We start from the raw sequence: 12,959 nt of genomic DNA, 5'->3' as shown, positions 1-12,959 counted from the left end.
AATTCATCCGACCAGTACGATGCTCAGTTACGAATCCAGCGTTTAAAACTCGTATTCCAGATGCGCTGTATCGATCTGATCCAACGGGATCGCGACCTGTCCAGCATTTTTTTCTTTCAGCGTGATCAAAACCTTCCCGTCCGCCAAACCATCCAAAGTCCCGGCAAAGGTTTTCCGGTTACGTCCACGTTCGTCAGGGTCGATGGCAATCACAGTTTTCACCTTGACTAACTGCCCGGAGAAGCGCTCAAAGTCACGAGGTTTCTTCAGAGGACGATCAAGCCCCGGCGAAGAGACTTCGAGGTTATAGGCCGTATCGATAACATCTTCAATATCTAGCAATGCACTTATTTCCCGGCTCGCCTCGGCACAATCATCCAGCGTGATACCGCCTTCTTTATCGAGAAAAAAACGCAGAACCCAACCACGGTTTTCGCGCTGATACACAAGATCAACTAACTCCAGACCCAAGTCCTCTAGAATCGGCTGAATCAATAGTTCAATTTGCTCGACGAGCTGTGCCACGATTTCTTTCGCCTTTCGAACAACAAAAAAAGCGAGCCGTGGGCTCACTTTCAAGGATGCTACAACAAGAAACCAGAATTACATACCACCCCGCGTAAGGAATGGCAAGTAAATAATGGAGCATCTTACAGTCCACGAAGGAAAACCGGTTTCGGTCTTTCTTTCTCCAGCTTGACCAATAGATGTTGCAGGAAATTTTCTTGTTCAAGATAAGATCGCGATGTTTGTAAAAAAGCATCGATCAAGGCTTGCCTTTCAGTTTCTACCGCTTCGCTAGGAACACCCATCTTTTCCAGAGATTTTTCCAAGCAGGCCCGATCCTTCTTCATGCCAACTGGCAATTCAAAATCGTCGGGTAGAAAAATGGTTACCAGTATGAAAACCCGATGATAATCGCCAAAATAACGATTACTCTGATCTACAAACCGAATCACCAGACCATTTTTTAATATCACTGGCTTAATATTTTCAGCCATCAATTCCTGCTTCCTTTTTTAATTTGCATAATTGATCATCAATGAGATCAATCTGACTGAACAAACCACGCATAATGCGAACTTCACGCTCGTTCAGCTCGGCTCGACCAAGAATTCTCCGGAAAGCACGAAGAATATGATCTGGATTCTGCGGATCAAGAAAACCCACCTTGGTCAGCGACTCACGCATATGCTGGTACATCCGCTCAAGATTATCGTTCGCCGCCAACTGTTTGCGACCATGCGCAGCCCCAGCCATCTCGCCACGGACCTTGCTGATTTCGTAGAGACAAAGTGCAACCGCCTGGGCAAGATTCATCGAAGGCAGCTTGTCACTGGTCGGGATGGTGACAAAGCGTTGGCAAAGATCGAGTTCAGCGGTATGCAGCCCTTTGTCCTCACGACCGAACACCACCGCTACCTTGGCCTCGTCAGTCAGCGGCAGAAGCAGACTTGCGGCTTCGTCCGGGTGGAGCATATCTTCGCGGTAACGCCCGAAACGCCTGGTCGTACCTATTGACAGGGCACAGTCGGCAATTGCTTCCTCTAGACTGGTGAAAATTTTTGCCGCTTCGAGAACCGTCGTAGCCTTGACAGCCATCTGCCGAGCCTCATGCAACAAATGGTCGGTTTGTGGGTTGACCAGGCGCAGATCTACCAGACCGAAATTGAGCATGGCTCGGCAAACCGAGCCTATATTGCGCGGTCCTTGTGGCTCAACCAGAACAACGCTTATGTTTTCTGTATTCAAGCAATAACTCCCTAATTCCCCAAATCGCCAGCTGTAAACTGGATCACACCGGCTGCTATAATCGCAGCGGTCTCGGTGCGAAGGATACGTGGCCCGAGACTGATCGGCAGCACACCTCGACTGCGGGCCTGCTCTACCTCTGCCAAGCAGAATCCGCCTTCTGGACCGACCATCAGGGCGATACGTTGACCACGAAAGTCCTTAATCACCTCAGCCAAAGGCCAGCACCCCTCGCCTTCGTAACAGATCAACGACATCTCCGCCTCGACGCACTGATCAAGAGCCTCTTCCCAATCCAGAACCGGGGAGAGTTCTGGGATTTCTGCTCGGCGACATTGTCGAGCTGCGCGGAGCAGCACATCCGGCCAGCGGTGGGACTTTTTCTGCCCAGCATCGCGCTCCTGCACTGTAATTGATCGGGAAGAATGATATGGGACGATTCGGGAGACACCGATTTCGGTCGCTTTTTGCAAAACCAGCTCAAAGCGCTCTTTTTCCGGTATAGCCTGGAACAATTCGATCCGTACCGGACTTTCGGTCGGCGCAACCTGTAAAAACGGCAAAACGGTCACCGAAAAAGCATCCTTGTCCACGATCCTAGCCCGGTATTCACTCAACTGCGGATCGATAACCGTGAAAATTTCCCCGATGCGACCACACCAGCAATCCAATGCTTGCAGAGCCTCAGGGCCAAGGCGAATCTCCTCATCAAGGACAGGGACGTTGGGGAGCAGAACACGGCTAAGGCTGCCCGCCAGGTTAATACATTTGCGGTTTGAATCCATGCTCTCGATACAAACGGAAGCGATCGCGGGAGAGTGCGGCCAAGTGTTTATCATAAACTTCGGCAAAGTCGATCACCAGCTCGAAGCGCTGGATAAAATCGAGCGAGCAGGGTTGTCCCATGATCAATACAGGCGCCGCATTGGAATTCTCTTCTGCCACTGTAATCACAATCGGCTCCTCGATACAGTCGACCGAACCATTGTCAAAAGCATGCGGCAGAAATGCCCCCCGGTCCCAAGTCCACATGAAGCGGTCAAGCGAAACGGCCTGATTGTCATCCTGAACCTTTATCAGCACGCGTTTACCGCCATTAAGTTGTTCTTCGGCCAAACTGCACAACAAACGAGCCTTCTCCTGTCGCTCAAGTTTGGCGAATTTCACTACCGTCATGCGGAAATCCTCTAGTGGTTCAGCAACATCGGCAGCAGCTGATGACCCGGGACAATATTTCCACAACGTTTGGCTTCCTCCTCAGAGTACCCTTCGGCAGACGAACGTTGCTCGACCGTAGAATCGAAGAGGACGTAAGGAACCGGGTCGGAAGTGTGGGTGCGCTTGGCTACCGGCGTCGGATGATCAGGAGTAATCAGAATACGGCAATCACCGATGTTCGGCAAACTTTCGATGATGGTTCCGACCACATCGCGGTCAAAATCCTCGATCGCCTTGATCTTCTCCTGCAGCAGGCCACCATGGGCAGCTTCATCCGGAGCTTCTACATGCACATAAATGAAATCCTTCTCTTTGAGAGACTTCACGGCATACTCCCCCTTGCCACGGTAGTTGGTGTCGATATAACCGGTCGCGCCCGGCACATCAATGATGTCCAGCCCCGCGATCATACCGATTCCCTTAATCAGATCGACCGCCGAAATCACCGAACCGGTCAGCCCAAAACGTTGCTGATAGGTTTCCAGCTGCGGTTTACGGCCATGCCCCCAAAGCCAGATCGAGTTGGCGGGCAATTCATTACGCTCGGCCCTCTGATAATTGACCGGATGATGTGCCAATACCATCTGTGCGGCATTGGTCAAACTCATCAAAATGTCGGAACCCTCGCCCTTGGGCAAATGATCCTCGATACTATAGGTGGTAATGTCATGCGGGGGGGTAAATTCGAACTGATCAAGGCCATTCTTCCAGACCATCAGGTGCCGGTAGGAAACACCCGGATAGAAATTGAACTCATCGCCACCGAGTTCTTTCTGCAAGGTTTCGATCAGTTGCTTCGCCTCCTCGGTGGTGATATGCCCAGCGGAAAAGTCTCCCATATAGAGTTTTCCGTAATGCGCTTCAAGCCAAACCAAATTGAGTCTGAAGGCGACATCATCAGAACCGAGTTCAACCCCCATACTGGCGGCCTCAAGAGGTGACCGGCCACTGTAACATTCAGCCGGGTCATAGCCAAAAACTGACAGGTTGGCGACATCGCTACCGGGATGATAACCGTCTGGCACTGTTGCCGCCAAACCGATCGAACCTGTTCTGGCCAGCCGATCCATATTTGGCGTTGCAGCAGCCTGAAGTGGAGTTTTCCCACCCAGCTCAGCAATCGGCTCATCTGACATTCCATCACCAAGTAAAACGATGTACTTCATACTATCCTCTGTAAAAGATCAGCCTCGCGGATGATACTGTTGATGTATTTTTTTCAAGCGTTCCTGAATGACATGAGTATATATCTGCGTCGTCGAGATATCCGCATGCCCCAGCATTGTCTGTACTGCCCGCAAATCTGCTCCGTTTTCCAGCAAATGAGTTGCAAACGAATGTCGCAGAATATGCGGATAGACCTCATGCTTGATCCCAGCCTGCCGGGCGTAACGCTTGAGGTTCTTCCAAAACCCCTGTCGCGACATCGGCCGGCCGAGCCGGTTCAGAAAGATCTGGTCACAAACGCGTCGCTTGAGTAATTTCGGCCGTCCATTCTGAAGATAATCGCGAAGAATTTCAAGCGCCACTTCGCCAAGCGGGATCAGACGCTGCTTACTCCCCTTGCCGAAGGCATTGACACAACCGATATCCAGTTTCAAATCACCCAACTTTAACCCGACCAACTCTGAGACCCGCATTCCGGTTGCATAGAGCGTTTCCAACATCGCCCGATCGCGCAGCGGCAACTCTCCCTCGCCTCTTGGCGCGTCTAGTAAAGCCTCAACTTCAATCTGTGAAAGCAATTTCGGTAACGCTCGTAAAGAGCGTGGCGACTCAATTAAAGCGGTAGGATCGGTTGCCACATATTTTTCGCGAAGCAAAAACCGGTGAAACATACGCAACACGGTCAAAGCCCGTGACCTGCTGCGTGGTGACAGCCCATTCTTTTTCAGGTCACCAAGATAGGCCAAGACATCCGCTTGTCGGACCAACTCCAAGCTGTCGGCTTTCACCTTGATCATCAGATAATCGATATATACATGCAAATCTCGGCTATAAGCAACTAGCGTATTTTCGGCAAGTCCACGCTCAACTTTAAGGTAATTGATGAAGAAATCGAGATAACGGTCCATCAATTAATCGATCCGTTCCAGCAGGGTTTTCCGAATCAGTTTTATCTTTTCCGGTTCGACAATCTTCTGCCCAAAAATATCACTGACATAAAAAACGTCGGCGGCCTGATCGACCTTGGTCGATATCTTGGAAACAGCAATATACAGCCCCAGTTCTTTCAGTGTCCGCGTGATGTCATACAAAAGTCCGACCTTATCATGAGCAAATATATCGATGACCGTATAACGGTCCGAAACCTCATTGTCGAACTCGACTTGGTTCGGCCGTCTCGGTTTTTCCTTCGTCCCATGCATGTAAGCAGGGACCTGTGCCTTCTCGACAAGATCCTCAACGTGAATACGCCCTTCGATCGCAGAGATAAGATCCCTTTCCACCCTCTTCCATTTTGCCGGATTATCGACCACGTCGCCGATAGCACTGGTCACCTGTAAAACATCCAGTACTGCGCCGGTCTTGCGAGTATGAATCTGCGCCCCCAGGATATTGATAGAATGTCCGGCCATGACCCCGGTAATCAAGGAAAACAGACCTGGGAAATCGATGGTTGCCAGAGTAACTTCTGTGTAACCAGCCTCCGTATTCTGCTCGACCTGCAATGCCAGCGGCTTATCGCCACGCCCAAGAGCGAGCCGCAAGTGTGGGATAATCTGATGCGAACGGTAACTCATCAGATAGCGGGTCGACAAACTGTTAAGGGCACGGTTAATCTGTCCTTCCGGAAACTCCCCAGCCAAGGCTTCGCGGATTTTCCGCTTGCGATTGCGGGCTTTCTCGGAGCGCATTTCCTGGAAGAAGTCCTTTTTCTCCAGAACGTCGAAAGTTTTCTCATAGAGTTCCTGCAGCAACTGGCCTTTCCACTCTGACCAGACATCCGGGCCGACAGCTCGCAGATCGGCAAATGTCAGCAGGTACAGCATCCGCAGATTTTCACTCATTCCCATCAGTTCGGCGAACTGCGAAATCAGCTTCATGTCATGCAAGTCTCGTCGCTGAGAGATGTGCGCCATCTTCAGATGATGCTGAACTAGAAACTGCAATCGGCGGTTGTCCTCTCGCTTAAGGCCTAGTCGACGGGCGATGGTGGGGATCATCGAAGCGCCCTGGGTGCTGTGATCCTTCCCACTCCCCTTGCCGATATCGTGGAATAAAATCGACAACAGCAACAACTCGCGTTTTTCGATATTGTTAGCAACGTCGGTCAGCAGCGGATAGCTTTCTGCATATTCCCCGTCCCACAACTTACCCATCTCTTCAACCGCGAACAGCGAATGAATATCAACTGTATAGATATGGTAAAGGTCGAACTGAACCTTACAGAAAATATTTTTGAATTCGGGGATAAAAGCATTCAGCACATGCAGGTGATGCATCTTGCGCAAAACGTTCCCGACCCCTTTCGGATGGCGGAGAATCGCCATGAAAGATTCATTCATCTCACGGGAGCGACGCACCTTGTCGTTGACCAGAGGCAGGCTTTCACGGATCAAACCTTTGAGTTTCAGGCTCAGCCTCACCCCATGTTTCTGGGCCAGCTCAAAAGCCTTCATGATCAAAGCCGGGTTTTTGGTGAAGATCTCCTCATCACGGCAGCCAAGCTCTCCATGCCCGACAGTAAAATCATCCTCCAAATTTCTACGTACAAAGAAACCGAGAATACTTTTCTGAACCTTGTCGCGCTGGGTAATTTCGGCAACCAAGCCACTGGCCAGATGCTCAACATGAGCAGCGTGCTTATAGTAGTCCTGCATGAACAGCTCAACAGCGGAGCCTTTGCGGGAGTCCTTGTAGCCCAAAGCGGATGCGATCTGTTGTTGCAGCTCAAACGTTATCTGGTCGCTTTTGCGCTGACCCATAAAATGCATGTAATTACGAATCCGCCAAAGGTGATCCAACGCGCTCCTGAAATCCTCCGCCTGCTGCTCGTTGATAACACCCTTCATCACCAGTTCTTGCAAACTGCCAGCCTTGAACTTAATTCGCGCAATCCACAAACAGGAATGCAGATCACGCAACCCCCCTTCGCCTTCTTTTAAATTAGGCTCGAGAAGATAGACCGAAGCCCCGTATTTTTTGCGTCTGTCGTGATACTCCATCAGCTTCGAGCGGATGAATTTCTGTGAGTCGTGATTCAATACATAGCTACCGACCTTGTGTTTAAACAGTTCGAAAAGGTCGGGGTTGCCACAAAGGAAACGGGCATCTAGCAGGGCGGTGCGAACCGTCGTATCGTTGCAGTTGTCAATACAATCCTTGACCGAACGAACACTGTACCCAACATCCAAGCCAAGGTCCCACAACAGATAGAGCATCCGGTCTGAAATGACCTTGGCCGCCTCAGCGCCAGCTGGCTCATAAAAGAACATCAGGTCGAGATCCGACTTGGGGTTCATTTCTTCACGACCATACCCCCCCAGTGCAAAAAGCGCGCACTGAGCAACATCATCAGGGTCGAGATCGAAACTAACCACCTGAAAGAGGATGTCATTTAGCTGGTCAAAGGCGGTGGTTATTTCCTGTACAACAGCTCTGCCGGAGGCACCGCCGATGCACTTCTGCTTAATCTGCTCAAGCTGGCCCTGGATAAATTCGCGCGTCGCTTCAAGAGTCACCTGGCGGCGATTGTCATAACTGTCTCCGGCGAGCAATTGCTCGGCCGACAAAGATTTATCTACTGCCTTGCCAGTGGCTTTGGTCATCTTTTTGCTACCTGATCTATCGTCGCCGCATAGTTCTTGACGCCTTTGACAATCGCATCGGCAACCCGTTTTTGATAAGAATTACTCGCTAACCGTTGTTCTTCCCGGCTGTTACTGATAAAGGCCGTTTCAACCAAAACCGAGGGCATCGTTGCCCCGAGAAGCACATGGAACGGTCCCTGCCGAACGCCAAGATCTTTGATACGACTATAATGAGGGCGCAAGTCAGACACCATCGACTGCTGGACTTTCGCCGCCAGACGGCTCGATTCGTTGATCTTTGCGTTGGCCATCAGATCAAACAGGATCGCTTCCAGATTACTGACATCCTGCAGCGTCGTGCCATTTTCCCGCGCAGCAACTTCTGCAGCCTGATTATTCTTCGCCAGGTTAAGAAAATAGGTCTCCAGCCCATAGGCTTTCCTCGACTTGCTGGCGTTGGCGTGAAGAGATATAAATAAATCAGCGCCGACCTGATTGGCGTAGGCGGTTCGCTCGCGCAACTCGAGAAAGCGGTCATCAGACCGGGTCATCAACACCTTGACCCCCATCTGTCTGCGCAACTCAGCGGCCAGAGTTCTCGCCATACTCAGTGCGACATCTTTCTCTCGCACCTTCGAAGGGCCGACAGCTCCCGGATCCTTGCCGCCATGACCAGCATCGACAACGATCAAACGGATGCCGACATCCTTGCTCTGCTGCGGCACATGGAGAACTGGCTGGGTCGTCGGCACCTTAGTGAGGATATCGGCAATCGAATCATCCGCATTTCCGAGTTGTCCAACATTTGTCGACGAGAGAGCCTTTGCTGTTGAACTTGGCTTACCGAGAAGATCGACAACCAGCCGATAGGGATTTTCCAGAGTTATGAATTTATACTCAAGCACACGAGAGAGGTCGAGCACTACCCGGATCCGCTGCTCGTCAAAGCGACTGGCCCGCACCCGTTGGATCAGACCGTTGAGGATCGGGATATCCTGCTGCAACTGTGAGGAAATCTCCGTATAGAGCAAATCAAAATACAGCCGTGGGTTTTCCCCTCTCAGCAGATGCGGCTGAGCGGTAACCGGAGCGCTCATATCGAAAACCACGCGGGTATATTCCGGACCACTCCAATAACGGATCTTTTCCAGACGGGGCGAATCTGCTGCGGCAGAATATGCTGTTTCGCGCACAGGCGGAGCAACTTCGGGGACAGGATCGGGAAGATGAATCACGCGCTTTTTAGCCGCTTCGTACATATCCCCCTGCGGCATCTGATCTATCAACCAGCGATAGTAACGATATGCTGAAGTCTGATCATGCAAACGGTCTTCCGCGATCTGTCCGGCCGCATAGAGAGCATCATCGGCCAAGTTGTGCCCCGGAAAACGATCGACCATCTCAAGATACTGACTGATTGCCTCACGCGCATCCTCATTCCCGCCTGATGCACGCGACAAACCATCCCAAGTGCGAGCTCGCAAAAACATCGCCTTGGCTGCTTCTTCATCAAGCCGATTGTTTTTAACAAAACGATCAAGGCGGCGAATGATTTTTTCCCAGTTTACCCGCTGTCGCTGCAGCTGGGATGATGTCATCAGGTGCCGATAATCACTCAGCAGAGAAGTATAGTTTTCTGCTGCTACGTTCGGCGCATAGCCAAACATCATCGTCAACAGGAGCAAAATCAAATAAAACCGAAACAAAATCATCAGAGCAATTCTTTAAGTTCGTTTAAAAAGTTCATCGCCTCGAGTGGAGTAATACTGCTCAAATCGACCGCTTCCAGTTTAGACCGAAGTGCGCTGTCCGGGTCGCAATTAAAAAGAGACAGCTGCGAAGCGGGCTGTTTGGGTGGATGACTGCTGCTTTCCCCCAAACGTGGTTCGCCGGACCGAACGAATTCTCCCGCCTCGAAATTGCGCAGGATCTCTTTCGCCCGCAGAATCACCTGTTCCGGCAACCCGGCCAAACGACCAACCTGAATCCCGTAGGAGCGACTGGCGCCACCGGCCACTATCTTGCGCAGGAAGATGATCTGATCGTTCCACTCCTTCACTGCGATATTGTAATTCTGCACCCGCTCCCGGGTCAGGGCCAAATCGGTCAACTCGTGGTAATGGGTCGCGAACAGGGTCTTCGCAGCCACCCCCGGGTTGTCATGCAAATACTCGGCGACCGCCCAGGCAATACTGACTCCGTCAAAAGTCGAGGTGCCGCGACCGATCTCATCGAGGATTACCAGACTTCGCTCTGTCGCATGGCGCAGGATATTCGCGGTTTCGTTCATTTCAACCATGAACGTTGACTCACCTTTTGCCAGATTATCACTTGCCCCAACACGAGTAAAGATGCGGTCGACCACCCCAATCCTAGCTTTTTCTGCCGGAACGAAGCTGCCGATCTGAGCCATCAGGGTGATCAGGGCAACCTGCCGCATGAAAGTCGACTTGCCGGCCATGTTCGGCCCGGTGATGATCAGCAACTGATTCTGCTCGTTGTCAAGCTGAACATCATTCGGCACAAAGGCTTCCTTCAATGGCATCCCCTCAACCACCGGATGCCGCCCCGCTTCGATGTTGATAATCCCCGAATCATCGATGGTCGGTCGCACGTAGTTACGATCATGGGCCAGATCCGCCAAAGCGACCAATGCGTCGAGTGAAGCCAAAGCGTCAGCGGTCTGTTGAATACGCCGCCCTTCTGCCGCGACTTTCAGCCGCACCTCCTGGAACAGGTTGTATTCCAACTCGACCAAACGTTCTTCAGCCCCCAGGACTTTGGACTCATACTCTTTCAGCTTGGGGGTTATAAAGCGTTCTGCATTAGAGAGCGTCTGCTTGCGCTGATAATCCTCAGGGATCCGGTCGAGATTGCGGTTGGTGATTTCGATGAAATAGCCGAAAACCTTATTGTACTTCACCTTCAGATTGGAGATATCGGTCCGTTCCCGCTCTTCCTGTTCTAAACGCGCAATCCACCCCTTCCCTTCACGGCTGATGGTTCTTAATTCGTCGAGCTCATCGATGTAGCCATCGCGAATAATCCCCCCATCTCGCAACACAAAGGGCGGATCATCGACGATCGACTTTTCGAGCAACTCCAGAACATCCGGCATCAAGTCGAGCTGATTACGTAAAACTTCAAGATAGCTACCAGTAAACCGTTCCAACAGTTCATTGATCTGCGGCAGCCGACTGAGTGAAGTCCGCAGCGAGGCAAGATCTTTGGCATTGGCGCTGGCCATAGCGATTTTGCTGTTTAGTCGTTCAAGATCGTAGACGCCATCAAGCGCCTCGAGGATCTCGATCCTCACCAGACTTTCATCCACCAATTCAGCGACCGCGTTTTGTCTTTGCTGGATCTGTGCTTGATCGATCAACGGATAATGAATCCAGTGCCGAAGGGTGCGCCCACCCATCGCTGTAACCGTCCGGTCAAGAACACCAAGCAGAGAGCCTCTTTTTTTACCCTCCTGCAGAGTTGCGGTCAGTTCAAGGTTGCGCCGAGTAGCGTCATCCAGAACCATGAAGTGGCGGGTATGATAGGTCTGCAGCGGCCGGATATGTCGCAGTTCATCTTTCTGCGTCTGCTGCAGATAATAGAGTGTGGCCGATGCAGCCTGCTGCGCAATCGGCAACTCTTGGCAACCGAATGACTGCAAACCGGAGACCCTGAAAAATGTACAAAGCAAATCGCTGGCATAATCGGCTTCGAACACCCAATCGGGAAGCAGGTTCACCATCATGCCATCTACAACCGCGGCCAAACTCTGCTGCAATTGCCTTCCCGCCCCGGAATCTGAGAACAAAATCTCCCGAGGCCGCAAAGAGCCGAGTTCACTTTCGACCTGTCCGAGTCCGGCAACCTCAGTGACGCGGAATTCACCCGTGGTGATATCCACATGGGCAATGCCATAGGTATCCCCGTCAGCAGCTACGGCAAGCAGATAATTATTTTCTTTCGGATCAAGGGTATCGGTATCGGTCACCAAGCCGGGCGTCACCACTCGGACCACTTCCCGCTTGACGATTCCCTTGGTCTTTTTCGGATCTTCTACCTGTTCGCAAATTGCCACTTTATGGCCGTTGGCGACCAGCTTAGCGATGTATCCCTGACTGCTGTGAAACGGAATTCCACAGAGCGGAACGGCATCCTCGTCACCTTTGTTGCGCGACGTCAGGGTAATCCCAAGAACACGCGAGGCAAGGAGGGCATCCTCCATGAACATTTCGTAAAAATCACCCAGTCGAAAAAAAAGGACCGCATCCTGATAATCGGCTTTGATCTCCAGATACTGGCGCATCAGGGGAGTTGCTACAGACATCCTATCTTCCTATTATTACAGGCAAATAACACCTGTTGGTTAACAAACAAGTACTGATATTCAAAACGCAATATCCTAACAAAGCACCCGCCGGAAGTAAACAAAGGATCCCCTTTTTCAGTGTCTTACTTGACCCTTAGCGAGCGGGGTGCTAAATATCCTGAGTTTCCCCCAGCACAGCCCCAAATTAAGGAAAAATATCTGATGAACATTTCTGACGAACAGATTGAGCTGAAGACCCTGCACAACAAATCGAACTACCGTATCGATGACCTTGACAGCGAAATCCGGGTGGACAGGCTCTGCTCGGCACTACTGAAAAAATTCCACCAGCACCTGCTGCGACAGTTACAGTTCGACCCGCTCAATGCAGGATCTCAAGCAGCCGGCGCCGATTATTTTTTACGTGAATTCATGATCGGAAAACGGCGGCAGAACATCTTCGATGCAACCGCGGCTCAGATCAAACAATTTGCCGGCAACTGGTATATCATCAGCAACCTCGAGCCCAACATGGAAGAACTAGGTGTTATGCTACAAGGCACGGCGAGTTTCTATCGCTACTGCGCAGACAACAATCTGGTACAACCTGAAACCGCCGACGAAATTGTCGAAACCTGTCAACAAACCGATTTTTTTCAGCAACGAATCGAAGATTTTCACGCCATCAGCGGTAATGGTTATACCGACTGGGACCGAGCCTGCCCACTTTAATACAAGGCACATCAGCGATGTTATCCGACAATCCGAAAATCCGCGCAGCAACATTTTCAATAACCGGTGCTTTTTCTCTGGCCGTTATCAAACTTATTATCGCCACCACCAGCGGCTCGATGGCGGTCATGGCTTCCGCGATCGATTCACTGCTCGACATTCTGATGTCGGGAGTCAACTTCATGGCGATTAGG

Annotated in this window: 11 protein-coding genes; 1 reads left to right on the top strand and 10 read right to left on the bottom strand. The window is 51.2% G+C overall.

The window, feature by feature from the left end; translation table 11 throughout:
- Nucleotides 1-42: 42 nt before the first annotated feature.
- From rimP to mutS, 10 genes are all read right to left on the bottom strand, one after another.
- On the bottom strand, nt 43-528 hold the full coding sequence (gene rimP, locus Q7J88_RS04400; RefSeq protein ID WP_369681971.1) for a ribosome maturation factor RimP: 486 nt from the start codon (nt 526-528) through the stop codon (nt 43-45).
- Nucleotides 529-650: 122 nt separating this feature from the next.
- Nucleotides 651-1,001 (bottom strand): hypothetical protein, encoded by a 351-nt coding sequence (locus Q7J88_RS04395; protein WP_303720938.1) that lies wholly within the window; start codon nt 999-1,001, stop codon nt 651-653.
- A complete protein-coding gene (locus Q7J88_RS04390) occupies nt 994-1,752 on the bottom strand; it encodes an RNA methyltransferase (protein WP_303720937.1) in 759 nt (252 codons plus the stop codon). Before Q7J88_RS04390 ends, Q7J88_RS04395 begins: the two co-directional genes overlap by 8 nt.
- An 11-nt stretch (nt 1,753-1,763) precedes the next feature.
- Nucleotides 1,764-2,537 carry a 16S rRNA (uracil(1498)-N(3))-methyltransferase gene (locus Q7J88_RS04385; RefSeq protein ID WP_303720936.1) on the bottom strand — a complete coding sequence of 258 codons (774 nt, stop codon included), beginning with the start codon at nt 2,535-2,537 and terminating at the stop codon, nt 1,764-1,766.
- Complete coding sequence (locus tag Q7J88_RS04380) at nt 2,512-2,928, bottom strand: DNA polymerase III subunit chi (protein WP_303720935.1); 417 nt, start codon at nt 2,926-2,928, stop codon at nt 2,512-2,514. The genes Q7J88_RS04385 and Q7J88_RS04380 overlap by 26 nt, the downstream gene beginning before the upstream one ends.
- A gap of 11 nt (nt 2,929-2,939) precedes the next feature.
- Nucleotides 2,940-4,136: a cofactor-independent phosphoglycerate mutase gene (locus Q7J88_RS04375; protein WP_303720934.1), complete on the bottom strand. Its 1,197-nt coding sequence runs from the start codon at nt 4,134-4,136 to the stop codon at nt 2,940-2,942.
- Nucleotides 4,137-4,154: 18 nt separating this feature from the next.
- The gene (xerD, locus tag Q7J88_RS04370) at nt 4,155-5,045 is read right to left on the bottom strand and encodes a site-specific tyrosine recombinase XerD (protein ID WP_303720933.1); all 891 of its coding nucleotides are present in this window, start codon (nt 5,043-5,045) and stop codon (nt 4,155-4,157) included.
- A gap of 3 nt (nt 5,046-5,048) precedes the next feature.
- Entirely contained in the window at nt 5,049-7,742 is a 2,694-nt protein-coding gene (gene glnD / locus Q7J88_RS04365) for a [protein-PII] uridylyltransferase (RefSeq protein ID WP_303720932.1), read from the bottom strand.
- Nucleotides 7,739-9,436 (bottom strand): N-acetylmuramoyl-L-alanine amidase, encoded by a 1,698-nt coding sequence (locus Q7J88_RS04360; protein ID WP_303720931.1) that lies wholly within the window; start codon nt 9,434-9,436, stop codon nt 7,739-7,741. Before Q7J88_RS04360 ends, glnD begins: the two co-directional genes overlap by 4 nt.
- Complete coding sequence (gene mutS / locus Q7J88_RS04355; RefSeq protein WP_303720930.1) at nt 9,436-12,051, bottom strand: DNA mismatch repair protein MutS; 2,616 nt, start codon at nt 12,049-12,051, stop codon at nt 9,436-9,438. Before mutS ends, Q7J88_RS04360 begins: the two co-directional genes overlap by 1 nt.
- Before the next feature lie 204 nt (nt 12,052-12,255).
- Here mutS and Q7J88_RS04350 point away from each other — a divergent pair, with 204 nt between their 5' ends.
- Complete coding sequence (locus tag Q7J88_RS04350) at nt 12,256-12,765, top strand: hypothetical protein (RefSeq protein ID WP_303720929.1); 510 nt, start codon at nt 12,256-12,258, stop codon at nt 12,763-12,765.
- Nucleotides 12,766-12,959 lie beyond the last annotated feature (194 nt).

The organism is Malonomonas rubra (assembly GCF_003247215.1).
Classification (GTDB): Bacteria; Desulfobacterota; Desulfuromonadia; order Desulfuromonadales; family Geopsychrobacteraceae; genus Malonomonas; species Malonomonas rubra_A.
This window is presented reverse-complemented; position numbering and strand designations above follow the sequence as displayed.